23 protein-coding genes and 5 pseudogenes are annotated in these 26480 nt (G+C 70.6%); 12 read left to right on the top strand and 16 right to left on the bottom strand.

The window, feature by feature from the left end; translation table 11 throughout:
• Positions 1–152: 152 nt before the first annotated feature.
• The 7 genes from rhaI (at position 153) to C6Y14_RS27450 (ending at position 9220) form a co-directional block, all read left to right on the top strand.
• The gene (rhaI, locus tag C6Y14_RS27480) at positions 153–1313 is read left to right on the top strand and encodes an L-rhamnose isomerase (protein WP_107019496.1); all 1161 of its coding nucleotides are present in this window, start codon (positions 153–155) and stop codon (positions 1311–1313) included.
• Positions 1314–1473: 160 nt separating this feature from the next.
• Positions 1474–3525 (top strand): bifunctional aldolase/short-chain dehydrogenase, encoded by a 2052-nt coding sequence (locus tag C6Y14_RS27475; RefSeq protein WP_107019495.1) that lies wholly within the window; start codon positions 1474–1476, stop codon positions 3523–3525.
• Between the two features lie 23 nt (positions 3526–3548).
• Complete coding sequence (locus C6Y14_RS27470; protein WP_107019494.1) at positions 3549–4985, top strand: rhamnulokinase; 1437 nt, start codon at positions 3549–3551, stop codon at positions 4983–4985.
• 154 nt (positions 4986–5139) lie between these two features.
• Positions 5140–5892 carry a (Fe-S)-binding protein gene (locus C6Y14_RS27465; protein ID WP_107019493.1) on the top strand — a complete coding sequence of 251 codons (753 nt, stop codon included), beginning with the start codon at positions 5140–5142 and terminating at the stop codon, positions 5890–5892.
• A gap of 20 nt (positions 5893–5912) precedes the next feature.
• Positions 5913–7388: a LutB/LldF family L-lactate oxidation iron-sulfur protein gene (locus tag C6Y14_RS27460; protein ID WP_107019573.1), complete on the top strand. Its 1476-nt coding sequence runs from the start codon at positions 5913–5915 to the stop codon at positions 7386–7388.
• Positions 7385–8032: a LutC/YkgG family protein gene (locus tag C6Y14_RS27455; protein WP_107019492.1), complete on the top strand. Its 648-nt coding sequence runs from the start codon at positions 7385–7387 to the stop codon at positions 8030–8032. Before C6Y14_RS27460 ends, C6Y14_RS27455 begins: the two co-directional genes overlap by 4 nt.
• Positions 8033–8065: 33 nt before the next feature.
• Positions 8066–9220: a betaine/proline/choline family ABC transporter ATP-binding protein gene (locus C6Y14_RS27450; protein WP_107019491.1), complete on the top strand. Its 1155-nt coding sequence runs from the start codon at positions 8066–8068 to the stop codon at positions 9218–9220.
• On the opposite strand, the gene C6Y14_RS27445 is transcribed toward C6Y14_RS27450, so the two are convergent.
• From C6Y14_RS27445 to C6Y14_RS27430, 4 genes are all read right to left on the bottom strand, one after another.
• Positions 9187–10167, bottom strand: a complete 981-nt coding sequence (locus C6Y14_RS27445) for a hypothetical protein (RefSeq protein ID WP_199854874.1) — start codon at positions 10165–10167, stop codon at positions 9187–9189. The two genes, C6Y14_RS27450 and C6Y14_RS27445, sit on opposite strands and share 34 nt — an antisense overlap.
• A 126-nt stretch (positions 10168–10293) precedes the next feature.
• Complete coding sequence (locus tag C6Y14_RS27440; protein WP_107019490.1) at positions 10294–11265, bottom strand: ABC transporter substrate-binding protein; 972 nt, start codon at positions 11263–11265, stop codon at positions 10294–10296.
• 14 nt (positions 11266–11279) lie between these two features.
• Positions 11280–11945 (bottom strand): ABC transporter permease, encoded by a 666-nt coding sequence (locus tag C6Y14_RS27435; protein WP_107019489.1) that lies wholly within the window; start codon positions 11943–11945, stop codon positions 11280–11282.
• Positions 11942–12622, bottom strand: a complete 681-nt coding sequence (locus tag C6Y14_RS27430; RefSeq protein WP_107019488.1) for an ABC transporter permease — start codon at positions 12620–12622, stop codon at positions 11942–11944. The genes C6Y14_RS27435 and C6Y14_RS27430 overlap by 4 nt, the downstream gene beginning before the upstream one ends.
• Before the next feature lie 302 nt (positions 12623–12924).
• On the opposite strand from C6Y14_RS27430, the gene C6Y14_RS27425 reads away from it, so the two are divergent.
• Together C6Y14_RS27425 and C6Y14_RS27420 are read left to right on the top strand one after the other, a co-directional pair.
• Entirely contained in the window at positions 12925–13890 is a 966-nt protein-coding gene (locus C6Y14_RS27425) for a lytic polysaccharide monooxygenase (protein ID WP_107019487.1), read from the top strand.
• Positions 13891–14014: 124 nt separating this feature from the next.
• Positions 14015–14920 carry a squalene/phytoene synthase family protein gene (locus C6Y14_RS27420; protein ID WP_107019486.1) on the top strand — a complete coding sequence of 302 codons (906 nt, stop codon included), beginning with the start codon at positions 14015–14017 and terminating at the stop codon, positions 14918–14920.
• Here the strand turns inward: C6Y14_RS27420 and C6Y14_RS27415 are convergent.
• From C6Y14_RS27415 to C6Y14_RS27405, 3 genes are all read right to left on the bottom strand, one after another.
• Entirely contained in the window at positions 14917–15717 is an 801-nt protein-coding gene (locus C6Y14_RS27415) for a dienelactone hydrolase family protein (protein WP_107019572.1), read from the bottom strand. The two genes, C6Y14_RS27420 and C6Y14_RS27415, sit on opposite strands and share 4 nt — an antisense overlap.
• 309 nt (positions 15718–16026) lie before the next feature.
• Entirely contained in the window at positions 16027–16173 is a 147-nt protein-coding gene (locus C6Y14_RS27410; protein WP_199854873.1) for a hypothetical protein, read from the bottom strand.
• Between the two features lie 48 nt (positions 16174–16221).
• Positions 16222–16362 (bottom strand): hypothetical protein, encoded by a 141-nt coding sequence (locus C6Y14_RS27405; protein ID WP_199854872.1) that lies wholly within the window; start codon positions 16360–16362, stop codon positions 16222–16224.
• Here C6Y14_RS27405 and C6Y14_RS27400 point away from each other — a divergent pair.
• A pseudogene (locus C6Y14_RS27400) lies at positions 16344–17080 on the top strand (oxidoreductase); the annotation flags it as partial. The gene C6Y14_RS27405 and the pseudogene C6Y14_RS27400 sit on opposite strands and share 19 nt — an antisense overlap.
• Here the strand turns inward: C6Y14_RS27400 and C6Y14_RS27395 are convergent.
• Positions 16963–19191: a 2Fe-2S iron-sulfur cluster-binding protein gene (locus tag C6Y14_RS27395; protein ID WP_107019485.1), complete on the bottom strand. Its 2229-nt coding sequence runs from the start codon at positions 19189–19191 to the stop codon at positions 16963–16965. The pseudogene C6Y14_RS27400 and the gene C6Y14_RS27395 sit on opposite strands and share 118 nt — an antisense overlap.
• A gap of 53 nt (positions 19192–19244) precedes the next feature.
• The gene (locus tag C6Y14_RS27390) at positions 19245–20036 is read right to left on the bottom strand and encodes a siderophore-interacting protein (protein ID WP_225891309.1); all 792 of its coding nucleotides are present in this window, start codon (positions 20034–20036) and stop codon (positions 19245–19247) included.
• A gap of 122 nt (positions 20037–20158) precedes the next feature.
• Here C6Y14_RS27390 and C6Y14_RS27385 point away from each other — a divergent pair, with 122 nt between their 5' ends.
• Positions 20159–20779, top strand: a complete 621-nt coding sequence (locus C6Y14_RS27385; protein WP_107019483.1) for a TetR/AcrR family transcriptional regulator — start codon at positions 20159–20161, stop codon at positions 20777–20779.
• A gap of 227 nt (positions 20780–21006) precedes the next feature.
• Here C6Y14_RS27385 and C6Y14_RS27375 read toward each other — a convergent pair.
• The 6 genes and pseudogenes from C6Y14_RS27375 to C6Y14_RS27350 all read right to left on the bottom strand — a co-directional run.
• Positions 21007–21381 (bottom strand): annotated as a pseudogene (locus C6Y14_RS27375) (GntR family transcriptional regulator); the annotation flags it as partial.
• Entirely contained in the window at positions 21374–22216 is an 843-nt protein-coding gene (locus C6Y14_RS27370) for a hypothetical protein (protein WP_225891308.1), read from the bottom strand. The pseudogene C6Y14_RS27375 and the gene C6Y14_RS27370, both read right to left, overlap by 8 nt.
• A 305-nt stretch (positions 22217–22521) precedes the next feature.
• Positions 22522–22680: pseudogene (locus tag C6Y14_RS27365) on the bottom strand (pirin family protein); the annotation flags it as partial.
• Positions 22610–22945 (bottom strand): annotated as a pseudogene (locus C6Y14_RS27360) (hypothetical protein); the annotation flags it as partial. The pseudogenes C6Y14_RS27365 and C6Y14_RS27360, both read right to left, overlap by 71 nt.
• Before the next feature lie 299 nt (positions 22946–23244).
• Positions 23245–23661 carry a VOC family protein gene (locus C6Y14_RS27355; RefSeq protein WP_107019480.1) on the bottom strand — a complete coding sequence of 139 codons (417 nt, stop codon included), beginning with the start codon at positions 23659–23661 and terminating at the stop codon, positions 23245–23247.
• Between the two features lie 108 nt (positions 23662–23769).
• A complete protein-coding gene (locus C6Y14_RS27350; RefSeq protein ID WP_159074324.1) occupies positions 23770–24060 on the bottom strand; it encodes an integrase core domain-containing protein in 291 nt (96 codons plus the stop codon).
• 277 nt (positions 24061–24337) lie between these two features.
• On the opposite strand from C6Y14_RS27350, the pseudogene C6Y14_RS27345 reads away from it, so the two are divergent.
• Positions 24338–24511 (top strand): annotated as a pseudogene (locus C6Y14_RS27345) (transposase); the annotation flags it as partial.
• Between the two features lie 387 nt (positions 24512–24898).
• Here C6Y14_RS27345 and C6Y14_RS27340 read toward each other — a convergent pair.
• Positions 24899–26050: an epoxide hydrolase family protein gene (locus tag C6Y14_RS27340; protein ID WP_107019478.1), complete on the bottom strand. Its 1152-nt coding sequence runs from the start codon at positions 26048–26050 to the stop codon at positions 24899–24901.
• Positions 26051–26480 lie beyond the last annotated feature (430 nt).

Below are 26480 nucleotides of genomic sequence, written 5' to 3'. Positions count from 1 at the left end.
TCACGGCAAGGCGTACACGCCGGAGGGGTTGACAGCCTTTCGGGGGGCTCATAACTTCTGCCTTCTGAATCGTTTCAGAGCCACGGTGTTCAGGAGTGGTCTCAGAAGCAATTCGGAACCGATGCCACAACGGAAGTCACAGGAGCCCCGAAGTGACCGAGCTCGCCGCGGTGAAGGCCGCCCTCAAGACCCAGGCAGTAGAGACGCCGTCGTGGGCGTACGGGAACTCGGGAACCCGCTTCAAGGTGTTCGCCCAGCCCGGGGTCCCCCGCAATCCTTTCGAAAAGATCGACGACGCGGCGAAGGTGCACGAGTTCACGGGGGCCGCGCCCACCGTGGCGATGCACATCCCCTGGGACCGGGTCGAGGACTACGCGGCGCTGGCGAAGCACGCAGAGGAACGCGGTGTGACCCTCGGCGCGATCAACTCCAACACCTTCCAGGACGACGACTACAAGCTGGGCAGCGTCTGCCACCCGGACGCCGCGGTGCGCAGGAAGGCCGTGGGCCACCTGTACGAGTGCATCGACATCATGGACGCCACGGGTTCGAAGGACCTGAAGCTGTGGTTCGCGGACGGTACGAACTATCCCGGCCAGGACGACCTCCGGGAGCGCCAGGACCGGCTCTCCGAGGCCCTCGCGCAGGTGTACGAGCGTCTCGGTGACGACCAGCGGATGCTGCTTGAGTACAAGTTCTTCGAGCCGGCCTTCTACGCGACCGACGTGCCGGACTGGGGCACGGCGTACGCCCACTGCCTGAAGCTCGGCCCCAAGGCGCAGGTCGTCGTCGACACGGGCCACCACGCGCCCGGCACCAACATCGAGTTCATCGTCGCCACGCTGCTGCGGGAGGGGAAGCTCGGGGCGTTCGACTTCAACTCGCGGTTCTACGCCGACGACGACCTGATGGTCGGTGCGGCCGACCCCTTCCAGCTGTTCCGGATCATGTACGAGGTCATCCGGGGCGGCGGGTTCACCGCTGATGTGGCGTTCATGCTCGACCAGTGCCACAACATCGAGGCGAAGATCCCGGCGATCATCCGGTCCGTGATGAACGTGCAGGAGGCGACCGCGAAGGCGCTGCTCGTCGACCGGGACGCGCTTGCCGCGGCGCAGCGGGCGGGGGACGTGCTGGCGTCCAACGCCGTGCTGATGGATGCGTACAACACGGATGTGCGGCCGTTGGTCGCTGAGGTTCGTGAGGAGCTCGGGTTGGATGCGGACCCGATCGCCGCGTATTCCCGGTCCGGGTGGGCGGAGAAGATCGCTTCTGAGCGGGTGGGTGGGCAGCAGGCCGGTTGGGGGGCCTGACCCCAGCTTCCCTCGGCCTTGGCGGTCCGCTCGCCGTGGGGCCGGGGGCCGACTGCGGGTCGTGCGTGGCTGGCCGCGCCCCGCGGCGGAGCCGCTGATCGACACAGCCCCGCGCCCCTTGCGGGGCTTTCTCCTCTCTCTTCTTTTAAGGAACCGGAACATGGCAAACCAATCTCGTCCCCATCCTGAGGCCGCTGCTCTGCTCGGGCGGTCCAATCGGCTTGGGGCTGATCCTCGTAACACCAACTACGCGGGCGGGAACACGTCCGCGAAGGGGACCGAGACCGATCCCGTGACCGGCGGGGACGTCGAGTTGATGTGGGTCAAGGGGTCCGGGGGCGACCTGGGGACCCTGACCGAGGGCGGGCTCGCGGTGTTGCGGCTCGACCGGCTGCTCGCGCTCAAGGACGTGTACCCGGGCGTCGAGCGCGAGGACGAGATGGTCGCCGCCTTCGACTACTGCCTGCACGGGAAGGGCGGGGCCGCGCCCTCGATCGACACCGCCATGCACGGGCTCGTCGACGCCGCACATGTCGATCATCTGCATCCCGACTCCGGGATCGCGCTCGCCTGCGCCGCCGACGGGGAGAAGCTGACCGCCGAGTGTTTCGGTGACAGTGTGGTGTGGGTGCCGTGGCGGCGGCCCGGTTTCCAGCTGGGGCTGGACATCGCCGCCGTCAAGGAGGCCAACCCGCAGGCGATCGGCTGTGTCCTCGGCGGGCACGGCATCACCGCCTGGGGCGCCACCGCCGAGGAGTGCGAGCGCAACTCGCTGCACATCATCCGTACCGCCGAGGAGTTCCTCGTCGAGCGCGGGAAGGCCGAGCCCTTCGGTCCGGCGCTCGACGGGTACGCCGCCCTCGGTGACGCCGAGCGGCGGGAGCGGGCCGCCGCGCTCGCGCCCGTCATCAGGTCGCTGGCCTCCAAGGACCGGCCCCAGGTCGGGCACTTCACCGACTCCGAGGTCGTCCTCGACTTCCTGGCGAGCAGCGAGCACCCCCGCCTCGCCGCCCTCGGCACCTCCTGCCCGGACCACTTCCTGCGTACGAAGGTCAGGCCGCTCGTCCTCGATCTGCCGCCGACCGCCGGACTGGACGAGGCGCTCTCCCGGCTCAAGGAGCTGCACACCGAGTACCGCGCGGAGTACGCCGCCTACTACCAGCGGCACGCCGACGCCGACTCCCCCGCCATGCGCGGCGCGGACCCGGCGATCGTGCTGGTCCCCGGCGTCGGCATGTTCTCCTTCGGCAAGGACAAGCAGACCGCGCGCGTGGCCGGCGAGTTCTACGTCAACGCGATCAACGTGATGCGTGGCGCCGAGGCAGTCTCGACCTACGCGCCGATCGAGGAGTCCGAGAAGTTCCGCATCGAGTACTGGGCCCTGGAGGAAGCCAAGCTCCAGCGGATGCCGAAGGCCAAGCCGCTCGCCACCCGGGTCGCGCTCGTCACCGGGGCGGGCAGCGGGATCGGCAAGGCCATCGCCGAGCGGCTCGTCGCCGAGGGCGCCTGTGTCGTGATCGCGGACCTCAACGCGGAGAACGCGGCCGAGGTCGCCACCGCGCTCGGCGGCCCCGACAAGGCCGTCGCCGTCGCCGTGGACGTGACCTCCGAGGAGCAGATCGCCGAGGCCTTCAAGGCGGCGGTCCTCGCCTTCGGCGGTGTCGACCTGGTCGTGAACAACGCCGGCATCTCCATCTCCAAGCCGCTCCTTCAGACCACGGCGAAGGACTGGGACCTCCAGCACGACATCATGGCCCGCGGCTCCTTCCTCGTCTCACGCGAGGCGGCCCGGGTGATGATCGCGCAGGAGCTGGGCGGCGACGTCATCTACATCGCCTCCAAGAACGCCGTCTTCGCGGGCCCGAACAACATCGCCTACTCGGCGACCAAGGCCGACCAGGCCCACCAGGTCCGCCTCCTCGCCGCCGAGCTGGGCGAGCACGGCATCCGCGTCAACGGCGTCAACCCCGACGGGGTCGTGCGCGGCTCCGGGATCTTCGCCGGCGGCTGGGGCGCCCAGCGCGCGGCCACCTACGGCATCGAGGAGGAGAAGCTCGGCGAGTTCTACGCCCAGCGGACCATCCTCAAGCGCGAGGTCCTTCCCGAGCACGTCGCCAACGCCGTCTTCGCCCTCACGGGCGGCGACCTCACGCACACCACCGGTCTGCACGTCCCGGTCGACGCCGGCGTCGCCGCCGCGTTCCTCCGATGACGGACCGCACCCGGGAATCGGCTGTGAAGTCGTACGCCGCGGTCGACCTCGGCGCGTCCAGCGGACGCGTCATGGTCGGCCGCGTCGGCCCCGACTCACTGGAGCTGACGGAGGCCCACCGCTTCCCGAACCGGCCGGTGCGCACGCCCGAGGGCCTGCGCTGGGACATCCTGTCCCTGTACGCGGGTGTCCTCGACGGGCTGCGCGCGGCGGGGCCCGTCGACTCGGTGGGCATCGACAGCTGGGCCGTGGACTACGGCCTGCTCGACGCCGACGGGGCGCTGCTCGGCAACCCGGTGCACTACCGCGACGCCCGCACCCAGGGTGTCGCGGAGAAGGTGTGGGCCACCGTGCCCGCCGCCGAGCTGTACGCGGCCACCGGACTCCAGTACGCCCCCTTCAACACGCTGTACCAGCTGGTGGCGGCCGGTTCCTCCGCCCAATTCGCGCAGGCGAAACGCCTGTTGCTCATCCCGGATCTGCTGACGTACTGGCTGACGGGTGAGGCGGGCACCGAGCTGACCAACGCCTCGACCACCCAGCTGATCGATCCGCGCACGGGTGACTGGTCGTACGACGTCGCCGCTCGCCTCGGTATCGGCCTGGAGCTGTTCGCGCCTCTGCGGCGGCCCGGGGACCCGGCGGGTGTGCTGCGGCCTGGTGTGCTGGAGGAGACCGGGCTGACGGGTCCGGTGCCGGTGACGACCGTCGGCTCCCACGACACCGCCTCCGCGGTGGCCGCCGTTCCGGCCGTGGACGAGCGGTTCGCGTACATCTGCACCGGTACCTGGTCGCTGGTGGGCCTGGAGCTGGCCGCACCCGTCCTCACCGAGGCGAGCCGCGCGGCGAACTTCACCAACGAACTGGGCCTCGACGGCACGGTCCGCTATCTGCGGAACATCATGGGGCTGTGGCTGCTCCAGGAGTGCCTGCGGGAGTGGGGCAACCCCGACCTGGGCGAGCTGCTGTCCGCCGCGGCCGAGGTGCCGGCGCTGCGGTCCGTCGTGGACGCGGGCGACTCGGCGTTCCTCGCCCCCGGCCGGATGCCGTCCCGGATCGCCGACGCCTGCCGGGAGTCGGGGCAGCCCGTGCCCGAGTCGCGCGCCGAGATCACCCGGTGCATCCTCGACTCGCTCGCGCTCGCCCACCGCCGGGCGGTCCGCCAGGCGCAGGAACTGGCCGACCACCCGGTCGACGTCGTACACATCGTCGGCGGCGGCGCCCGCAACGCCCTGCTGTGCCGCCTCACAGCCGACGCCTGCGGCCTCCCGGTCGTGGCGGGCCCCCCGGAGGCGGCGGCCCTGGGCAACGTCCTGGTCCAGGCCCGCGCCCACGGCCAGGCGGGCGACCGCACGGAGATGCGCGCGCTACTGGCCCGCACACAGCCGTTGACCCGCTATGAGCCGCAGGGCACCACGGAGGCATGGCAGTCGGCCGAGTCCCGTCTGAGCGGCCGATGACAGGAAATCAGCTCCAGCACAGGCGCCCCGAAAGGGGCGCGGGGAACTGCGCGGCCAGCCACGACGGACCGGCACTCGACAACGCACCTCATGACGGCATAGCTCGCCGCCGCGTACGGTGCATCCATCCGACGTACAACCCCAAGGAGCCGCGATGCGTGTCGCCCTGTTCCTGACCTGTGTCAACGACACGCTCTATCCGGACACAGGCCGAGCCGTCGTGAAGCTGCTGACCAGGCTGGGCGTCGACGTCGACTTCCCGATGGCGCAGACCTGCTGCGGGCAGGCGCACTACAACACCGGATACCGCCACGAGGCCGAACCCCTGGCCCGGCACTTCTCCGATGTGTTCGGCGAGTACGACGCGATCGTGACCCCCTCCGGTTCGTGCGGCGCGATGGTCCGCGAGCTGTACCCCCGGATGGGCGAACGGGCCCGCGCGGAGGGCCGCGGCGACGGCCTCGCCACCACCCTCGCGCCCGTCGTACCGAAGACGTACGAGCTGACCGAGTTCCTCGTGGACGTGCTCAAGGTGACCGACGTGGGCGCGTACTACCCGCACACCGTCACCTACCACCCCACCTGCCACGGCCTGCGCAGTCTCGGCCTGGGCGACCGCCCGCGCCGACTGCTCCAGTCCGTCAAGGGACTTGAGCTGAAGGAGTTGCCGGGCGCCGACGAGTGCTGCGGCTTCGGCGGCACCTTCGCCCTGAAGAACTCCGATGTCTCGGCGGCGATGGGCGCGGACAAGGTCCGCAACGCGGAGTCGACGGGCGCCGACGTGCTGTGCGCCGCCGACAACTCCTGCCTCATGCACATCGGCGGCACCATGACCCGGCTCAGGACGGGCATGCGCCCGGTACACATCGCGGAGATCCTCGCGAGCACGGAGGAGGAGCGGGCATGAGCGGTGGCACTTTCGTCGGGATGCCGGCCTTCCCGAAGGCCGCGCACGAGGCAGTCCACAACCAGACCCTGCGCGGCAATCTGCGGCACGCGACCCACACCATCCGTGCCAAGCGCGCGAACGCGGTCGCGGAGGTCTCCGACTGGGCCGAGCTGCGCGAGGCAGGCAAGCAGATCAAGGACCACACGCTCCGTCATCTCGACCGCTACCTCGTGCAGTTGGAGGAGTCGGTCACGGCGGCGGGCGGAACCGTGCACTGGGCCGCCGACGCGGACGAGGCCAACCGCATCGTCACGTACCTCGTGAAGGCGACCGGGGAGAGCGAGGTCGTCAAGGTCAAGTCGATGGCCACGCAGGAGATCGGGCTGAACGAGGCCCTTGAGGCCGAGGGCATCAACGCCTACGAGACCGATCTCGCCGAGCTGATCGTGCAGTTGGGCAAGGACCGGCCCTCGCACATCCTCGTCCCGGCCATCCACCGCAACCGCGGCGAGATCCGTGAGATCTTCGCGCGCGAGATGAGCGAGTGGGGCCGCCCGGCGCCCGAGGGCCTGACCGACACTCCCGCCGAACTGGCCGACGCGGCCCGGCTGCACCTGCGTGAGAAGTTCCTGCGCGCCAAGGTCGGTGTCTCCGGCGCCAACTTCATGGTCGCCGAGACCGGCACCCTGGTCGTGGTGGAGTCCGAGGGCAACGGCCGGATGTGTCTGACCCTGCCCGAGACGCTGATCTCGGTCGTCGGCATCGAGAAGATCGTGCCGACCTGGCAGGACCTGGAGGTGTTCCTGCAGACCCTGCCCCGCTCCTCGACGGCCGAGCGCATGAACCCGTACACCTCGACGTGGACGGGCACCACCGACGAGGACGGGCCGCAGGACTTCCATCTCGTCCTCATCGACAACGGACGCACCGACACGCTGGCCGACGAGGTGGGACGCCAGGCGCTGCGCTGCATCCGCTGCTCGGCGTGTCTCAATGTCTGCCCGGTGTACGAGCGGGCGGGCGGCCACGCGTACGGCTCGGTCTACCCGGGCCCCATCGGCGCGATCCTCAGCCCCCAACTCCGGGGAACCGACAGCGAGATCGACGCCTCGCTCCCGTACGCGTCCTCGCTGTGCGGTGCCTGCTACGACGTGTGCCCGGTGGCGATCGACATCCCGGAGGTGCTGGTGCATCTGCGAGAACGGGTCGTGCAGGGCGGTGCCGTGACCCGCGAGGGCGCGAAGGTCGTCGTCAAGCCCGCGAAGGGGCACGCCGCCGAGCGGGCGGCGATGCGCGCCGCGCGGTGGGCGTTCAGCCGTCCGGGCGCGCTGCGCACCGGCCAGTGGGTGGCGTCCCGGACCCGCCGCTTCCATCCGCGGACGCTGCCGGGACCCGGCAAGGCGTGGAGCGAGACCCGGTCGCTGCCGGAGGTTCCCGCGGAGCCGTTCCGCGACTGGTGGCAGCGGACCCGGGGCGGCACGCTGCCCCAGGGCGGAAAGGACACCTCGAAGTGAGCAGCAGGGATCTGATCCTGGCCCGGGTGCGGCGCGCGCTGGCCGATGTGCCGCAGGACGACACGCCGTACGACCAGGCCTTCGCGCGCCCCTATCTGCGCGAGCACGGGCATCGGAGTGTCGCGGAGACGGTGGATCTGCTGGCGGAGAACCTGGCGGACTACCGGGCGCTCGTGCACCGCTGCGCGGCCGGTGAGCTGGCGGCGACGATCGCCCGGCTGCTGGCCGAGCGGGGTTCGGCGGCGGTCTGCGTACCGACGGGCCTGGACCCGGCGTGGCTCGCTGCCACCGACGTCACCCAGGTGCCCGACTCCGCCGCGAACACCCCGGACGAACTGGACCGTGTCGACAGCGTGGTCACGGCGTGTGCCGTCGCCATCGCCGAGACCGGCACCATCGTGCTGGACGGGAGCCGGGATCAGGGCCGCCGCCGGATCACGCTGGTCCCCGACCACCACATCTGCGTCGTACGGGTGCCCGACCAGGTGGTGTCCTCCGTGCCCCGGGGCCTGGAGCGCGTCGACCCGGCCCGCCCGCTGACCTGGATCTCGGGCCCGTCCGCCACCAGCGACATCGAACTCGACCGGGTCGAGGGGGTGCACGGTCCGCGCACCCTGGAGGTGGTGCTGGTGAGCGCAGAGTGAGCGGGGAGTGACCGACGCGGTTAGCGTGAAGGCATGATCCGGTTCGAACAGGTCACCAAGCGCTATCCGGACGGTACGACCGCCGTGGACGGGCTCTCCTTCGAGGTGTCGAAGGGTGAACTCGTCACGCTCGTCGGCCCGTCCGGCTGCGGCAAGACGACGACCATGATGATGGTCAACCGGCTCATCGAACCGACCTCGGGCCGGATCCTCGTCGACGGCGAGGACATCGCGAAGGTCGACCCGGTGCGGCTGCGCCGGCGGATCGGTTACGTCATCCAGCAGGTGGGCCTCTTCCCGCACCGCACGGTCCTCGACAACACGGCGACCGTGCCCACCCTCGTCGGCTGGAAGAGGGCGAAGGCGCGGGCGCGGGCCGCCGAACTGCTCGACCTGGTCGGGCTCGACCCGAAGACGTTCGGCTCCCGCTATCCGGACCAGCTCTCGGGCGGTCAGCGCCAGCGTGTCGGCGTGGCGCGGGCGCTGGCCGCCGACCCGCCCGTCCTGCTGATGGACGAACCCTTCGGGGCGGTCGACCCGGTGGTGCGGGAGCAGTTGCAGGACGAGTTCCTGCGGATGCAGGCGGCCGTGCGCAAGACGGTGCTGCTGGTCACGCACGACATCGAGGAGGCCGTCCGGCTCGGCGACCGCATCGCCGTGTACGGGCAGGGCCGCATCGAGCAGTACGACACGCCCGGGGCGGTGCTGGGCACCCCGGCGACCCCGTACGTGGCGGGTTTCGTGGGCGCCGACCGGGGCCTGAAGCGGCTGTCGGTCACCGAGATCGAGCCCGACGACCTGGAGCAGCCGCCGGTCGTGCGCCTCGACGAACCCGCCGAGCGGGCCGCCGGCCGGCTGCGCGCGGAGGGCGCGCGCTGGGCGGTCGTCCTGGACGCGGACGGCGATCTGCACGGCTGGGTGGGCGCCGAGGCGCTGGCCGGGGGCGGCACGGTGGCCGCCCTCGTCCATCGGATGAACTCCTGGGTACCGGTGGGCGCCCCGCTCAAGCAGGCCTTCGGCGTGATGCTCCAGCACGACGCCGGGTGGGTGGCCGTGCTCGACGGGGCGCGCTTCCTCGGTGTACTGACTCCGGCGAAGCTGCACGAGGCGCTGCGCCGCTCGGTGGACGCGGACGCGCTCGGTGTGCCGCGGGGTCAGGTGGACTTCGACTCGGTGGCGGACGCCTGAGCCCTGGTCCGCCTGCCGCTGTCCGCGCCGCCCGTGGCGCCCGTACCCGCTGTGTCGTCCGTGTCATCCGGGCGGTCCGGGTCAGCGGTCCGGTCCGCGCCGTAGGAACGGGACGAGCGGTTCAGCAGTCCGAAGGCCCATCGTTCGTTGAAGCCCGACAGGAAGCCGATGGCGCACCAGAACACCCAGAACGAGGTGTTCACCCCCTCGCTGCCGCCGCAGATGTCGGCCGTGGCGGCCGGTATCTCGATCACCTGGACGAACTCCGCGCTCAGCAGCAGGAACACGGCGATACCGAGCACCCAGCCGATGACCACGCGGTAGACACCCTCGTGCCGCATGCTCCGAGACATCTGGCCCGGCACGACGGCCGCGCTGTGTCCGTTGGTCTTGCGACGGGTCAGTTCGTCCCCGCTGTTGCGCAGCCGCGCCAGCACGCTGAACACCGCGCCGAACGCCCCGGCGCCACCGCTCAGGAAGACACCCATGAGCGTCCACCGGTCGCTGCAGCTCAGGGTGATTCCCACGTCCGCGAGCCATCCCCACGCGCCCGCCATCAGCGGGAGGCCGAGCAGCACGCAACTGATCAGCAGCCCGCTGGAGAGCCCCACGTTGAGCCCGCGGCTGACGGCCACCGCTCTGTCCTGGCGGACCCTGGCCCGGATTCCGGCGATCTCCTTGTCCAGGTAGGCGGCCATACTGGGCCTGGCCGAGGCCTCGTCGAGCTGCCCACAGGCCAGCGCACTGCGCAGCGCGTACTCCACGGTGGCCATCAGCGAGACCCTGGTCTCCTGCTCGAAGGCCCGCTGGGATACCCCGTACAGCCGCTGCAGTTCCAGCTGCTGCTTCGGGAACGCTCTGCCCAGCTTCTCGTAGCCGTCGCGGGGCACGGCCTCCACCTCGCTCAGCAGCCTGGGCTTTTCGAGCGTGGGCGCCCCCACCACCATGTCCGATAACTTCTCCCGCCTCGTCGGGCGGTGTCCCCCGTTTTCCATGTAAGACGTGTACCGACACGGGGGTTGTGCGGGAAGCCGTTCCGCCGCACCAGTACTGCGACAGACGTCACGGCCTTGCTACGGGAGCAATCCGCGGTCCCGCAGATACGTCCGGGCCACGTCCTCGGGCAGTCGGCGCCAGCTGTCGACCTGCTGGTTCATGGCGGCCAAGTCCCGTGTCGTCAGTACTCCGTTGAGCTTGCCGAGCGCCGTCGCGACTTTCTTGCTGCCCGCCCGCGAGCGGTTGACCACCGGCACGATGTAGTCGGCGTTCTGCAGGTGTTTGTCGTCCGTGAGCAGGACCAGGCCGAAGTCGTCGAGGGTCGCGTCCGTCGTGGTGGTCAGCACCATCTGGTCCTGGCCGTTCTGCACGGCCCGTTTCGCCTGCGTAGTGCCGACGCCCTTGGGGTCCACACCGGTGACGTCGATGCCGTAGGTCTTCTTCAATCCCGGTTCGCAGTAGGGCCGTTGTACGCACTCGTCACCGGCGGCGAGTCGTACCTCCACCCCGGAGGCGCCCAGGTCGCTGAGTGTCTTCAGGTCGTGCTCGTGGGCGAAGGCCCGGGTGACGGCGAAGGCGTTCTGGTCGACGGCCCTGCCGGGGTCGAGGACGGTGAGCCCGCGGGGCGCGGCCAGTTTCCGCAGCGCGGCCATCGTGGCGTCCAGGTCGGGCGAGCCTACGGCGGGGGCGTCCGCCCCGTTGGTCTTGGCGTTCAGCCAGTCCGCGAAGGTCGCCGCGTACTCGGCGACGACGTCGATCTGCCCCGACTCCAGGGCGGGCTCGTACAGTTCGCGGTTGGCGACGGTGAGCGTCGACGTCTTGTAGCCGGCCTGGTTCAGCAGCAGCCCGTACATGGTGGCCAGCAGGTCGCTCTCGGTGAAGCCCGCCGAGCCGATGGTCAGGTTCCTGCTGTCGCCGGGCGGTGCGGTGACCTCGCCCTGGTTCTCCAGGGAAGGGCCGGAGGCGCAGGCGGTCGGCAGGAGCAGCAGGACCGGGAGGAACAGGCCGGCGAGGGCCGCGCGCCGCCTCACCAGGTGTCCCGTCCTCATCGCGGGCCCCCTCCTCATCGTGTGCCCCGTCGGGGCAGCAGCCGCTCGGCCACTTCGAAGACCGCTTCGACGAGCAGGGCGAAGACGGCCACGAGGACGGCCCCGGCGACGACCTGCGGCGTACTCGCCAGGTTGAACCCGGCGGTGATGATGCGGCCGAGTCCGCCGCCTCCGGCCAGTGCGGCGATCGTGGCGGTGGCGACGAGCTGTACGGCCGCGATCCGCACCCCGCCCATGATCATCGGCATCGCGAGCGGCGCCTCGACCCGCCACAGCAGCTGCCGGCCGGTCATCCCCATGCCGCGGGCCGCCCGCACGACGTCCCGGTCGACCTCGCGCATCCCGACGTACGCGTTGGTGAGCAGTGGCGGTACGGCGAACAGGACGAGCGCGACGACGGTGGGGCCCTCGCCCCAGTCGCCGATGGGGGTGAGCAGCAGCAGGACCAGTACCGCGAAGGTGGGGACGGCCCGGCCGACGTTCGAGATGTTGACGGCGAGCGCGCCGCCCCTGCCGAGGTGGCCCAGGACGAGGGCGATGGGCAGCGCGATCAGACAGCTGATCACGAGGCAGACGACGGTCAGGACGAGATGCTGGCCGAGCCGGTGCCAGACGCCGTCGTCGCCCGCCCAGTGCGCGGAGTCGGTGAGCCAGTTCCAGGCGTCGGTGAGGGTGTTCATCCGCGCCTCGCTCTCGTCCAGGGGGTGATCAGCCACTGGATCCCGAGCAGCAGCAGATCGGCGGCGACCGCGATGACCACGCACAGCACGGACGCGGTGAGGACCTGGGCCTTGAAGTAGGTGTTCATGCCCGCGTAGATGAGGTTGCCGAGCCCTCCGAAGCCGACGATCGCGCCGACCGTGGCGAGCGAGACCGCCGAGACGGTGGCGATCCTGAGCCCCGCCATGGCGGCGGGCAGCGCCAGCGGCAGTTCCACGGTGAGCAGGAGCCGCACGGGCCCGTACCCCATGCCGCGGGCCGCCTGCCGGGTGTCCTCGGGCACGGCCCGGAGCCCGGCCAGGATGTTCCGTACGAGCAGGGTCAGCGAGTACAGGACGAGTCCGGCGACGACGAGGGCCGCCGACAGCCCGTACACCGGCAGGAGCAGCGAGAACATCGCCAGCGACGGGATCGTGTAGAGGACGGTCGTGACGGCGAGCACGGGGCCCGCGGCCCAGCCCCAGCGGCGGGCCAGTACGGCCAGCGGCAGGGCGATCGCCAGACCGATGAGGACGGAGAGCACCGTCAGCTGGAGGTGCTGGCCGACCGCGTCGAGGAGGATGTGGCGGCGGGTGCTCAGGTAGTCGCCGCAGATCCACTCGTTGCGCGCGAGACAGTCGTCCGGGGGCGCGGTCACGGGTCCAGTCCTGTCACGAATCCTGTCACGCCTGCGGCCACGGTTCCCGTCACGGATCCATTCCAGCGGGGCGGGCGGCGGACGGCGCGTATTGATGACCCGTACGGGGAGCCGGCCGCACAGGGAGTGACCCCGAGGAGGAGTTGCCCACGGGCCGTGGGGTTGCCCACGGGCCGTGGGGTTGCCCACTGGCCGTGGAGTCGCCCACGGGCCGTGGGGGGAGTTGAACGCCCCTTGCGCCTCTCCCGTACTTCAGGGACAGCGGGCTTCCCCTGCCCGCCGTCCCAGGAGGAATCCCGCCCATGACGACCGCACCCCGCACCGCCGCCCTCGTCGTCCTCGCCGGGACGGCACCGCTCCTGCTCGCGGTGGGGGCCGCCGGGCCCGCCGCCGCGCACGGGGCGCCGACCGACCCGGTCAGCCGGGTGGTCGCCTGCTCACCCGAGGGCGGACAGCGGGCGCAGTCGGCGGCCTGCCGGGCCGCCACCGCCTCCGGGGTCGCCGTCTTCGACAACCTGCGGCTGGCGGGCGTGAACGGCCGGGACCGGCAGGTCGTCCCCGACGGCAAGCTGTGCAGTGGCGGCCTCGCCGCCTACCGGGGCCTCGACCTGGCCCGCGCCGACTGGCCCTCGACGCGGCTGACCGCCGGGGCGGGCATGACGCTCACCTACAGGTCGACGATCCCGCACACAGGAACGTTCAAGCTGTTCCTGACGAAGGAGGGCTACGACCCTGCGAAGCCGCTCAAGTGGTCCGACCTGCCGACCCAGCCCTTCGCGACGGCCACCGATCCGGCTCTGGTGAACGGCGCCTACCGGATCAAGGCCACGCTGCCGTCCGACCGCACCGGACGCCATCTCCTCTACACGATCTGGCAGAACACGAGTACGCCGGACACGTACTACTCGTGCTCGGACGTGGTCTTCCCCGCCGCGAAAAACACTGACGGATCCGCTGGTTCCGCCGGGTCCGCCGGGTCCGCCGGGTCCGCCGGGTCCGCCGGGTCCGCGACGCGCGAGCCTTCCGCCACGCCGACGAAGTCCGAGGCGGCGGAGACCAGCGCCGCGCCCTCACCCTCGAAGTCCCCGGCCGATGCGGGCGGCGCTCCCCCGCAGCCGTCGGAGACGGTGACCAGCGATCCCGGCGAGGCGGTCTCCTCCGCCACGTCCGACGACGACCGGGCGCCCGCGCTGCCCCTTGTGGCGGGCGGCGCGGCGGGGCTCCTGATCACGGCGGGCGCCGCGTACACGCTGCGCAGGCGCCGCTGACGCCCGCGAGCCCCCGCCAGGACCTGCCGTCCGCCGAAGATCACGTGACTGGTAGCGTGCGTCGCTTGGGTGGTTGAAGACCGGCTTGGGTGGTTGAAGACCGGCAGTCTCAGGAGAGCGGAACGTGCGGACCTGGCGGAGAAGTCTGGAAGCGGCCGAGGTGAGCCAGGGCGGGCTGCGTGACGACTACATGAAGGTCGCGCGGTTCATGCGGCGGCGGGAGCCGGCCGGCTATCTGGCGGTGCGCCTGATGGTGCCCGCGGACCATCAGCCGCATGTCCTCGCCGGTTACGCGTTCGCCTCCTACACCGACGACGTCTGCGACCGCGGCACGGTCGAGGAACGTACCCGGCGCTACGACGCGTGGGACGCGCAGGTGCGTACGGCGCTGGACTCGGGACACGCCGAACACCCGCTGCTGCGCGCGTTCCTGAACACCGCCGCCGCCCGTGAACTGCCGCGCCGGTGGGTCGACTCGTATCTGGAGGGCGCGCGGATCGACCTCGACTTCCCGGGCTTCGCCACCGAGGCCGACTACCAGCGGTACGTGGAACAGCTCACCTGGCCGTTCCTGATGATCACCTCGGGGCTGGCCCATCAGGGCGGCGGCAGCGCCGAGTTCGCCGCCGCGTGCCGGCTGTTCGCCGACGCGGCCCAGCGCACGGACATCCTGACCGACCTGCACGAAGACCTGCGCGGTGGGCGCCTGTACCTGCCCGTCAGCGATCTCGACCGGTACGACATCACGCGCGAGGACCTGGAGCGGGGCCGCGACCTGCCCGGGGTACGCGCGCTGGTCGCGGCCACCGCCCGCACCGCGCGCGCCACGCTCCGGGAGGCGGGCGTGCTGCTCGACCACTGCTCGGACGAACACCGGCGGCTGATGCGCTTCATCCTGGACCTGCACCACCAGCGCCTGGAATCGGTGACGACCCGAGGCGCCACGGTCACCCGCCGCCCCGTACGCGACCGCCCGGTGGCGTGCCTACGCCTGCTGACCCGCCGCCCCGAACCGGTCGGCGCCTTCTAGCGAGGCCCCTGAAGGCCCTGGCCTCCGTGCTGTGAGAGGTGTCGGTCGAAGAACCGGCCGGCGTCCTCTCCCTCGAACCACGGGGTCCCGGTGTGCCCGCCCGTGTTGGCGTGCAGCGTCTTCGCCTCGGTGCCGAAGGCGTCGAACAGGTCCAGGGCCCGCTGCCTGGGGTTCCCCTCGTCGTCCCACTGCAGCAGGAGCAGCAGCGGGACGGTGACCTTCCGGGCCTCCTCACGCTGGGCGTGGGGCACGTATCCCCCGGCGAAGAACCCGGCAGCGGCGATACGTGGTTCGGTCACCGCCAGCCGGATACCGAGGGCGGTCCACCCCGAGTACCCGACCGGGCCGCCGACCTCCGGCAGCGACAGGAGGGCGTCGAGAGTGACCCGCCATTCCGGGGCCGCCTTGTCGACCAGCGGCCCGACGAGGGACTCGAAGATCTCATCGACCGGCTCGCCGGCCCGCAGCGCCCGGCGGAGGTCGGCGCGGGCCTGTTCTTCGGCGGCGGAACGGGGCCGGTCACCGCACCCGGCGGCGTCGATGGAGGCCACCGCGTAGCCGCGTCGTACGGAGTGCCGGGCCCGGGCCACCAGCCGGGCGTCGCTCTTGGGCAGGCCGTTGTTGTGGGCCATGAGGATCAGCGGGGCCGGTGCGGCGGATACAGCGGATACAGCGGATTCGGCGGATTCGGCGGATTCGGCGGATTCAGGCGTCCAGAGGGTGCCGGGGATCTCGCCGAGGGTGAACTCGCGTGCGAGGACGCCGTCGTCGAGGCGCTGTTCGGACGTGAAGTGCAGTGTCGTGTCGCGCCTGGTCGTGTCGCGCCTGGTCGTGTCACGCATGGTCGGGCCTTTCGGGAGTGCTGCTGGACGGCGCTCCCGGACGATCTATCGCCCGACCGTGACCCCGGAGGAGAGCACCCATGTCGACAGTGATGTCACGGGTACCACCTCCTCCTTCTCTCGCACTCTCGCACGGCCTCGGGAAAGGTAGCAGTGGCCGCCGCGGGCCGCCAACGGGTTTTCACGGAAGCCGGTCGGCATGAACCCGCCGTCGTGAACCCGCCGGCGTGAACCCGCCAGCGGAGGCCGTCGGCGGAGGCCGTCTCACTTGCCGACGAGTCCCAGGTGCATGGTGTCGTAGCGGTCGCCATGCACGCCGATGCGGGCAGCCGTGGTGGCGTCGAGGTCCGCGATGTCGTCTGCGGACAGGGCGACTTGGGTCGCACCCGCGTTCTCCTCCAGGCGTTCCACCCGCAGTACACCGCAGCTCTGCGGAGCGCCGGTCGCTGACGGCCCGCTTCACCGAGGCCGAAGCGCACCGCGCTCCCGGCCCGGGGGCGCGGCGGCGGTGTCGATGATGCTGTCCAGCAGGGAACGGGAGCGCTGCAGGTCCTCGATCATGCGATCGATGCGGTCCCGCTCCACCGTCAGCTCGCTCACCAGGAACGCGTCAGCCGTCTCCGCCGGTCCACCGTCGCTGCGAGATGACCGCCGACGACATCCGCCGGACCGTCCGTGACTTCGCCGACGCCGCCCGCCGGGCCGTCGACGCGGGTTTCGCCGGAGTCGAGGTGCACAGCGCCAACGGCTATCTGCTCCACCAGTTCCTGACCCCCAACACCAACCACCGCACCGACGCCTACGGCGGCAGTGTCGAGAACCGCATCCGCTTCACCACCGAGGTCGTGGACGCCGTCGCCGACGACCTGTATCCGGCCCTGCTGACGGCCAACGCGGACAAGGTCCTGGCCTATCTGCACATCGCCTTCGCCACCCCGGCCGGCCGCTCTTCGCCCGGCTGCGCGAGCTCTGGACCGGCACCCTGATCGCCAATCCGGTCCTGCCGCCGGACCGGATCCCCGCCGACGGCGGCCGCAGCGCCGCCGAACGCCTCCTGGCCGCGGGCGCCGACCTCATCGCGCTGGGCCGCCCGTTCCTCGCCAACCCCGACCTGGTCGACCGGATCCGCACGGGCGCCCGCGTCAATGACGTACGCGCCGAGTACGCGATGTACACCGGCGGCCCCACCGGCTACACCGACTACCCGACGCTGCCCGCCTCTTCCGGCCTCCAGGCCCCGGGCCCTTCGGAGTCCGCCGGTTCGGTGATGTCGAGCGTCACCTTCGAGAGCGGGCAGCCGACGCATGTCAGCACGTAGCCCTCGGCCTTCTGCTCGGGTGTGAGGCAGGTGTGCTCAGGCTGCGTGACCTGCCCGCCGCGGATCCGCGCCATGCACTCGCCGCAGTTGCCGACCGTGCAGGAGTAGGGCATGGGCAGTCCCGCGGCGAGACCGGCGTCGAGCAGCGTCTGGCCGGGCTCGACCACGGTGGCCCCGACGAGACCCCCCTCCTTCTCGACCGTCATCTCCTGCGGTGCCGCGGCGGCGGGAGCGGCCACGCCACCGGTGAAGCGCTCCTGGTGCATGCGTTCGTCCGGCACGCCGAGACGCCGCAGGACGTCCTGGACGGTGTCCATCAGCGCTTCCGGGCCGCAGACGTAGTGATGTGCGCCGTCGTCCGGCAGGGACAGGCCGGTCACCCATCGGCGGACGCCGTCGGTGTCGAGCCGGCCGTCGCGACGGGAGAAGACATGGGTGACCGCCAGCCGCTCCGGACAGTCCCTCTCCATACGCGTCAACTCGTCGCCGAAGATGACGTCTTCGGGACTCCGGCTGCTGTAGAGCAGATGGATCGTGCCCGCCGCGCCGGGATCGGACAGGCGGGTTCGGATCATGCTCATCATGGGGGTGATGCCGCTGCCCGCCGCGATGAGCACCAGTTCCTCGGGTGCCTGTGCCGGGGTGTGGAAGGTGCCGGAGGGGCCGCGGACCGCGAGCTGGTCCCCGGGACGCAGACCGCGGTGGGCGTGCGTGGAGAAGAGTCCGCCCTCCACGTGCTTGACGGTGAGTTCCAGGTGCGTCGCGCCGGGGACGGAGGAGGCCGAATAGGCACGCCGTACCGGCACGCCCTCCAAGTCCGTTACCAGCGTGAAGAATTGGCCGGGATGGAAGTCGAACGGCTCGGCCCGGCCGGTCGCGTCCTCCAGGACCAGGGTTCGGACGGTGGGTGTCTCCTGGCGTATCCCGCGGACACGCACAGGCCGCAAAGGGGCTTCCCGCGCCGCGACTTGGGAGACGCTTCGCGAGGCGTCGCCGCGCTGAGCGGGGGCGTGGACGTCGCCATAACCCTCTTTGCGCAGTCCGGAGACGTAGGCGCGGTCGGCGGCCTTCCGCAGGAGGCGGGTCACGCCGGGCAGGGAGGTGACGAGCTTGATCAGCCATGCCGATCTGCCCCCGGAGTCAGCCGAGTTGGCGGCCAGGTGGGCGCCTCCCAGGGCCATCATGTCGGGTGTCCGGCCGTGAGCGGTCCGTGCGTCGGGTGTCCACAGCCGCGCGCCGGACACCGCCTCGTTGCCGCTCACCTCTGCGTACTCCACGTCGATGAGGAGGGCGAGATGCGGGGGCGTCCCTCGCAGAGCCAGTGTCCCCAGCAGCTCGGCGTCGTCGGTGATCGCGCCTCGCCCGTGGACGTGCAGTACACCGCTGCGGCCGGGGACGAGCGCGGCGAGGGAGAGCCGGTCGTCCTGCAGCAGGTTGTGCAGGCTGTCCGCGCGCTTGTTCCCCCTGCGGTCGGCGAGGACCAGGGTGCGGCCGTCCAGGATGCGCGCGACCGCCTGGCGGTCCCCGCGCGGGCTGGTGTCGGCGCCGTTGGCAGCGTCCCAGGTGGAGAGGGCCAGGAAGGGCGAGGCTGCCAGGAAGTCGCTCACGCCGGGGCCGGTCAGCGGACCCTCGCCCGCCACCGGCCCGGCTGCCGGGAACGGGGCGGGCGGCTCCCACAGGCCTGAGCGGATCACGGCCTGCGCGCAGTGCACGTACGCCTCGGTGACGTCCACGGCCGTCTCCCCGCCCCTGAGGGCGGATGCCGTGCCGTTGACGCGCAGCACCTCGCCCACACCGGGCAGCAGGAAGAACAGCGAGACCGGGCCGTGCGCGACGGCCGGACCGGGAACGCGGAACGAGAACCGCTTCTCGGAGTGGACGCGTGCGAACCCGGGCGCCCCGCCGACGAAGGTGGTCCGGGCGGTGCCGTCGGCACCCCGGTGGCCGAAGGCCGCGACCGGGCTGTGGGCCAGGACGTCCCGGCAGCCCGCGTCGAGGACGCCGATCTGCTTGCGCATGACGATCGCGGCGGGGCGGCCGACGACCGCGTCGACCTCGGCCGCGGACGAGAGCCGGTGCATGGCGTCCGGCCGGAGGGTGTGCTGGTGCATGAGAGTCCTTTTCAGCCGGGGGTGGACCGGGTCAGCGGGGAGGGCGGGCCGGGTCAGCCGGGGGTGGACCGGCCCAGTCGCCAGTAGCCGTTGAAGGAGATGTCCCGCTTGGGTACGCCGCGGTCGTCGACCAGGTGCCGCCGGACGCCCGTGGCCAGCCGGGACTCGCCGGCCACCCATGCGTAGAGGGGGCCTCCGGGCAGTTCGGCGTCGCGGATCGCCTCCAGCGCGCGGGCGCCGGGCCGCAGACTCTCGTCGTCACGGCTGAGCCAGTGGACGCGCACACCGGCCCGCGCGGGAACGGGCCGGACGTCGGCCGCGGTCGCCACTTCCAGGAAGACCGCGGTGGGTACGGGGTCCGGGTCGCCCTCCAGGATCGCCAGGACGGCGGGCAGCGCGCTGTCGTCACCCACCAGCAGCCGCCCCCGGGTGTGTGCGGGCGGCCGGTACGTGGTCCCCAGGTCGAAGATCCCGGCCTGGTCGCCCGGCCGGACCCGGCGCACCCACGCACTCATGGGCGAGTCGCCGTGCAGGGCGAACTCGATGTCGATCTCCTGCTCCGCGGGCCGCAGCCGCCGGACGGTCAGGTTGCGCACCCACGGGCGGGCCGTCCTGGGCATGAGCATCACCTGGACCATCCACGCCGCCTCGTTCGAGGCGGTCGGCATCCTCAGTTCGCTCTGCCCTTCCCTCGGGAAGAAGAGCCGGACGGCCTGGTCGCCGCCTGCCGGGACGAGGTCCCGCACGCCGGGGCCGCCGAGGGTGACGCGGGCGAAGCCGGGTGTGAGCAGCTCGCGCCGACGCACTTCCAACGTGATCGTCCGTCGCTCCCGGGGAACGCTCACCTGGGGGATCACGGACGTGCTCCGATTATCTGGCTTCGCTTGTTTGCGCAGGTCATGGCACTATTCTGAGTAAAAGCTCACCTCTTGGCTACTCGCTTTCCGCCGCCCGGAAGGACCGCCGGATGCCCTCCGACGAACGCCGCATCACCCCACGTAGAACGCCTCGGCAGGTGCGCGCCGAACTCACCCGTGAGCGCATCCTGAGTGCCGCTGCTCACGTTTTCGGCGAGTACGGCTATGCCGCGGGCACCACCAACCGCATCGCCGAACACGCCCGCGTGTCCATCGGCTCGCTCTACCAGTACTTCCCGAACAAGGACGCCATCCTGGCCAAGCTGCTGGTCCGGCACATCGACCGCGGCGGCTGGACGGGGGCCGACGAGCTGGACCTGTCCCCCGGCAGCCTGAAGGAAGCGGTGCTGGCGCTGGTCCGCGACGCGATCGACCACCATCGCGACGACCCGCAGCTCCTGCGGATGATGATCGAGGAAGCGCCGGTCTCCGGCGAACTGATCGAGGCGATGGAGCGGCACGGCAAGGACCGGGTGCGGCAGATACGCGACGTGCTCGCCCGGCATCCGGACGTCCGCGTGGAGGATCTCGACATGGCCGCGGAACTCGTCGTGGGAACGGTGGAGATGAACACCCACAAGCTCATGGCGAGCCCGCACCCCATCCAGGTCGAGAGGCTGGAGAGGGAGCTGGCCGCCATGATCACCCGCTACCTGAAAGGTGACCAGTAGCACGGCGGCCGACTTCGGCTCCGGCTCCGGCTCCGGCTTTGGCTCCGGCTTCGACTTCGGCTTCGGCTTCGGCTTCGGCTTCGGTGCGAGCCCAGTCGGAACCGGCGTTACGAGGGACTGCGCGCCGCGCTCTTCGCCGTGCCGCTCCCCGGGGCAGCCGGTGTGACGCCCGCGGTCCTGGGGCCGCGCGTTCCGCTTCCGGGTGCGCGCGAAGGGGAGGCCGAACCGGGTTCCAGCGCGTCGCGGACGGCGGTCAGGATGTCCTCCGTGTCCGCGCCGAGCGCCCGGGCGGCCGAGGTGAAGTCCCGGGCCAGGGTGGCGAGTCGGCCGACGTCGTGCGCGTGGGCGTCCGGCGGGAGCGGTGCGACCCTGGTACCCGCGCCGCGGCGGGTCCGGATCAGTTCGGCGGCCTCCAGCTCACGGTAGGCGCGAGCCACGGTACCCGGCGCCAGCCCCAGGTCCGTGGCGAGTTGGCGTACGGTCGGCAGCCGCTCCCCCTCGGCCAGCCTGCCGGTGCGGATCAGCGCGGCCAACTGGGCGCGGATCTGCTCGTACGGCGGCACCTGGCCGGTGGTGTCGACGCGGACGACGGGGTCACTCATCGCCGGAAGTCCCCTCGTGGGCCGACTCGTGGGCCGCCCCGTGGACCGCCTCGTGGGCCGCCTCGTGGGCCGCCTCGTCGTCGACCGCCCTGGGTGCCACGACGGTGGCCAGGGACCATCCGAAGCAGAACATGCCCAGCAGGCCGAGAGGGCAGATCGCCACGAGGGTGGCGGCGCCCAGCGGGCCCGCGCAGGTCTTGTCCGTGAGCGCGACGAACAGCATCAGGACGACGAGCAGCACCTGACTGGACACCAGCAGCCCCCAGGCTCCGGTGATGGCCCACGCACGGTCGCGGCGCTGCTGTTCGTCGCCCGTGCCGTCGGCGATGCGGCGCAGGGCCCAGACGCAGACCGGGGTCGCCACCGCGAGCGCGGCGAACATCGGGCCGCTGTAGTACAGGCCCGGCCAGGGGCCCAGGGAGGTGCGGATCCCCTCGCAGGTGACGTTGATGACGCTCCCCGCTCTGTCGGGCCGGTCGACGACGGAGGAGGCCGTGACCGCGCCGACCACCAGCAGAACGACGAGGAACGCCGCCTGCAGAAGAAGCAGGGGCGCCATCCGCGGCGGCACCTGGTCGCGGATCAGACGCGGGGCGAGACTCGCGGTGCGTACCGTCTCCTGAGGAGGCAGCGTGAGGGCGTCGCCGAGCAGCACACCACCCACCGCGCACAGCCCGAAAGCGGTGATGGCGAACACCAGGGGCAGCGCGATGTCCCCGCTGTTCATCGTGATCAGATGCTGTGCGGCCACGATCCCGATGGCCAGCCCGGACCAACGGGCGTAGTGGTCGGCATGATCGAGGATCCGGGACTGCAGTGGGACGGTGTCGAGCATCTGGAGATCCCCCGAACGAGCTTGTACCAATCGATGGGTACAAGATGGCTCCTGCCGGAGTGTTGTGTCAAACGCTCAGTACAAGACGGGAAGTCGGGCCGTGTGAAGCTGGGCACCGGGGCACCGGGCCGCCTGCCGCTGGATCTGGGACACAGGGCCGCGTGGCGCCGGATCCAGGACACCAGGGCAGAGCCGCCGGGACCGGCCTCCCGGGAGCCGGGCCGCCAGGGGCCGGGGGCCGGGCTGTCAGAGCCGGGCCGCGGGGGCCCTCGGGGTCAGGGCCCCGAGGGCGGCGTCCGCTCCGGTCAGCGCACCCGCCCCCGGGGCTTCAGCGGCACGGGCGGCAGAGCCGGTGCGGCGAGCGGGCCCCCGTCATAGCCCTTCACTTCGCCGAACCGCGACCCGGTCGCCCAGTCGGCGCGCGCCTGCTCGATCTCGACCTGGGACCGTCCGATGAAGTTCCACGACGTACTCACGCGCGTCGTCCAGGACCTCGTCGGCATCCCACTCGATCCTGTTCAGCAACGGGTGGACGCGATCAGGACCCGCGTGCCCGGCCTCCTCCGCCAGCGTCCAGCCGTTCTTGCGCTGCAGCGGGGCGACCAGGCCCCGCATGTAAGCCAGCGCCGACTGACGCAGTTCCTCGCGGTTGAACCTGTATACGAACCGCTCATGCAGAGAGTCCAGTTCACCCGCCCACAACCTGACACCACCATGGTCCCGACCCATAACCACACCACCAAGCGAACTGGCCAGCAGTCACGCCAAGCACCGTTGCAGTACTAGTCGTCGAAGCGATCTCCACCCATCTCTTAGCCACCCTCAAGGTCGACGACGCCGGGTGGGCAGCCCGCGACAACACCGCGGCGGCCGGCGACGGCACGTGGAGCATCTCCAGCAAGTGAATCGGGCGGGCCGCGCTGTCGACCGAGCCCGATGTCCACCTGTAGAAGAATCACCCGACCCTGACCAGGCACCGACTCCTGGGAACGAAGGCGAGTAGAGGGAGGCGGGAGGACGTACCAGGTTCAGGAAGCGGGGGCGAAGAGTTCCAGGGCGATGTTGTCGGGGTCGCGGAACTCCAAGATGAAGCCCATGCCGATGTCCTTGATGCCTTCGTGGTGGATGCCGCGGTTGTCCAGGACGCGTACCGCGGCCTCCAAGTCCTGCTTGCCGCTCACCGCGAGGCTGGCGTGGTCCAGGCCCACCCGGTCCTCGTCGAAGCGGTCCGAGGCGACCGGGCGCAGCCCGAGCAGGGAGTCGCCGATCTTGTAGATGACGCCGCCGAAGAGGAACGACAGCTCTTCGCGCTTCTCGGCGTCCGCGTCCGGAGGCAGCTCGAAGGCGACAGGCATGTCGAAGAGCTCCTCGTAGAAGGCGCGCGAACGGTCGATGTCGGTGACCGTAAGACGGACGTGCGCGAAGGCACGCGGGATGATCTTCATCCGGCCATCATGTGGCCTGACCGACGGAACCACGGCGAAACGCGCCCGCGCCACGCACCGATTCACAGCGATCACGCTGGCTGAACCGCTCCGGGATCGGTGGAGGCTCTATGCGTCGCCTCCAGCGACCGACTGGGGATGGTGTTGAGCGTGGTGGTGGCTCTCGTGCTCGTGGGGCGGGATGTCTCCCATCGCCGAGTGGAGGCGCTGGTTGTTGAACCAGTCGACCCATTCCGCGGTGGCGGGTTCGACGTCAGCAAGGCCGTGCCAGGGCTTGCGGGGTTTGATCAGCTCCGTCTTGTAGAGACCGATCTGGGACTCCATGAGCGCGCTGTCCAGAACATCGCCGACGGTGCCTGCGGCATCAGCTTCCCCTGTCGCCCAATCCAAGACCTCCATGATCAAGGTGTTGCGACGACCAGTTGAATTCCCCCTGACTGCCCGCATCCGAATGATGAACGAGACCTGGTCCAGTGGGAGTTCCGGCCCGGTCCCGGCGCCACAGCGCCATGTCGACGGCGCCGAGGACGAGCTTGGCCCGTTTGCTGGTGGCGGCGGACCAGCCCCCGAAGTCGCCGAGGAGATGGGAATTACACAGTCGACCGTACGGGTTCATATTGCCGAGGCCCGCCGGTCGTTGAAACCGCTCAGAGATGAACTACGACAGCTGGGCATCCTGCGGTTCGGCACCGAGATTCGCCGCAACGTCTGCACCACCCACGCGATCGAGTCGGTTGACGCCCGGATCCGTCGGAAGGTCAAGGCCTGCGGTCACTTACCCAGCGAGCAGGCCGCCCTGCAATGTGTCTACATGGCGATCATGCCCCTCGACCCCACCGGCAAAGGCCAGGCCCACTGCACCATGCCGACGCCGACACCGCCGTGTTCCTCGGGCCCGTGTGGAAACAGCAAGCCGCGTTCAAGGCGCCGGCCTGGAGCCGGAGGCGCAGCGCCTCTCCCTCGTCCGCATCCGTGTCGCCGTCATGTTCGTCGTCCACCGGCAGGACGTGCTGGACGATGAACTCCTCGACCGCGGTGATCAGTCTCTCCTGCGGCACCGTTCCGGCCTTGTCCGGTCTCTGCGGTGGGATCATGACCGAACTTCTCCACCGGCCTCTGGCTGGCGGTGCCGCATCGGACGTGCGGGCGCGACGGTCCACAACGGGTCACGCACGAGTCAACCGCGCCCCTTCGACGCCGAATGCCTTGAATCGGCCGAACACCGGCGCCGGGGGCCTCAACGGACGAGGCGAAAGGCGTTCCTGATCTCGTTGACCAACACGTCGGGATGCTCCAGGCCCGGGAAGTGACCGCCGTACTCCATCTCGTTCCAGCTGATGATGTTCCGGTAGCGGCGTTCCGCCCAGCGACGGGCGATGGGGAAGGGCTCGGCCGGGAACAGCGTGAACGCCGTGGGTGTGGTCACCGGTCGCGCGTTCTGTTCCTCCGAGCTGCGCGGCGACCAGCGCATTGCCTCCCAATACCAACGAGCGGTGGAGGCTCCGGTGCGGGTGAACCAGTACAAGGCTATATCGTCCAACTGCTGGGCCTGCGTGACACCGCCCCCCGCTTCAGGGCGGGTATCCGAGAAGCCGACGAGCGCCTCGCTCAGCCAGGCAGCAAGCCCAGCGGGAGAATCGACGAAGGAATAACCCAGCGTCTGCGGGAGCATGCCTTGGGCAATCACGTGAGTGGGGCCGGTCCTCAGGAAGGAGGCACGCTTGCCGGCGATGCGCTTTTCCGCCTCGTCGGCTGTCGCGGCGTCCTCCGGCAGAGGCCCGGCAAGCGGCATGGTCTGGTGCAGACAGGCCACCCGCTCCGGCACCAGCAGTGCCAGTTCCGTGCTGACGAACGCGCCATAGTCGCCGCCGTGCGCCCCGAAACGCTCATATCCGAGCCCGGTCATCAGATCCGCCCAGGCACGTGCGGTGCGCCCCGGGTTCCAGCCTCGTTCCTGGGGCCGCTCACTGAAGCCGAAGCCCGGCAGTCCCGGTACCACCACGTCGAAGGCGTCCGAGGCGGAACCGCCGTGCGCGACCGGGTCGGTCAGCGGCCCGATGAGGGTTTCGAACTCGAGCACCGAGCCAGGCCAACCGTGCGTCAGAACCAGAGGGAAGGCATGAGGTTCCGAAGAGCGGACATGCCAGAAGGCGATATTCAAGCCGTCGATCTCGGCCCGAAAATGCGGTATCGCGTTCCAGCGCTTCTCCACGGAACGCCAGTCGTGCCCGTGCCAGGCACCAAGCAAACTGCGCAGGCGCTCCACGCCGATGCCCTGTGTTCCGTCCCGAACCGTCTCCGGTTCCGGAAGCCGCACTCGGTCGAGGCGTTCGCGCAGGTCGTGAAGGTCGCCCTCGGGAAGGCGTATGGGAAAGGCTTCAATCTCCATGATGACCTCATTATAGTGAACATTACATACATGCGTCGTGGAGCATGTCGCGGAAGGACAGTCAGTCACATTGCAGCTTGCGACAGAGAGCACACGCGCCGGCCGGGAGTTGCCGCCTGACCGGCCGACGCGCTTTCGACATCCGCAGCCAGGCGCCACGCGGGGCACCAGTCGCACGTCAACCGCCCGGCGCCCCGCGGACAACACCCGGAGTCTCGACGGGTGCGACTGGCGAGCCGGGCATCCTCCACCCGGCCACCCACCCCCGCACGTCCTGCACCCATCCGCGTTGGCCGTGCGGACAACCAGCAGAGTACTACATAGAACGTTCGTTACGTTGAGTTCGGGCATCTACGAGGCCAACCTTGTGACTGGGCGTCGAGACAGCCCCGTTCCGCGAACCCAGGCGGGCGCCGACCCCCCGAACGAC

The organism is Streptomyces dioscori, assembly GCF_003024195.1.
Classification (GTDB): Bacteria; Actinomycetota; Actinomycetes; order Streptomycetales; family Streptomycetaceae; genus Streptomyces; species Streptomyces dioscori.
This window is presented reverse-complemented; position numbering and strand designations above follow the sequence as displayed.

Bases quoted from the DNA above. Each gene is read 5' to 3' on its own strand.
- C6Y14_RS27475 (WP_107019495.1), top strand. From the start codon at position 1,474: ATGGCAAACCAATCTCGTCCCCATCCTGAGGCCGCTGCTCTGCTCGGG.
- C6Y14_RS27465 (WP_107019493.1), top strand. From the start codon at position 5,140: ATGCGTGTCGCCCTGTTCCTGACCTGTGTCAACGACACGCTCTATCCG.
- C6Y14_RS27460 (WP_107019573.1), top strand. From the start codon at position 5,913: ATGCCGGCCTTCCCGAAGGCCGCGCACGAGGCAGTCCACAACCAGACC.
- C6Y14_RS27450 (WP_107019491.1), top strand. From the start codon at position 8,066: ATGATCCGGTTCGAACAGGTCACCAAGCGCTATCCGGACGGTACGACC.
- C6Y14_RS27445 (WP_199854874.1), bottom strand. From the start codon at position 10,167: ATGGTGGTGGGGGCGCCCACGCTCGAAAAGCCCAGGCTGCTGAGCGAG.
- C6Y14_RS27440 (WP_107019490.1), bottom strand. From the start codon at position 11,265: ATGAGGACGGGACACCTGGTGAGGCGGCGCGCGGCCCTCGCCGGCCTG.
- C6Y14_RS27435 (WP_107019489.1), bottom strand. From the start codon at position 11,945: ATGAACACCCTCACCGACGCCTGGAACTGGCTCACCGACTCCGCGCAC.
- C6Y14_RS27425 (WP_107019487.1), top strand. From the start codon at position 12,925: ATGACGACCGCACCCCGCACCGCCGCCCTCGTCGTCCTCGCCGGGACG.
- C6Y14_RS27395 (WP_107019485.1), bottom strand. From the start codon at position 19,191: ATGCACCAGCACACCCTCCGGCCGGACGCCATGCACCGGCTCTCGTCC.
- C6Y14_RS27385 (WP_107019483.1), top strand. From the start codon at position 20,159: ATGCCCTCCGACGAACGCCGCATCACCCCACGTAGAACGCCTCGGCAG.
- C6Y14_RS27370 (WP_225891308.1), bottom strand. From the start codon at position 22,216: ATGCTCGACACCGTCCCACTGCAGTCCCGGATCCTCGATCATGCCGAC.
- C6Y14_RS27355 (WP_107019480.1), bottom strand. From the start codon at position 23,661: ATGAAGATCATCCCGCGTGCCTTCGCGCACGTCCGTCTTACGGTCACC.
- C6Y14_RS27350 (WP_159074324.1), bottom strand. From the start codon at position 24,060: ATGGAGGTCTTGGATTGGGCGACAGGGGAAGCTGATGCCGCAGGCACC.
- C6Y14_RS27340 (WP_107019478.1), bottom strand. From the start codon at position 26,050: ATGGAGATTGAAGCCTTTCCCATACGCCTTCCCGAGGGCGACCTTCAC.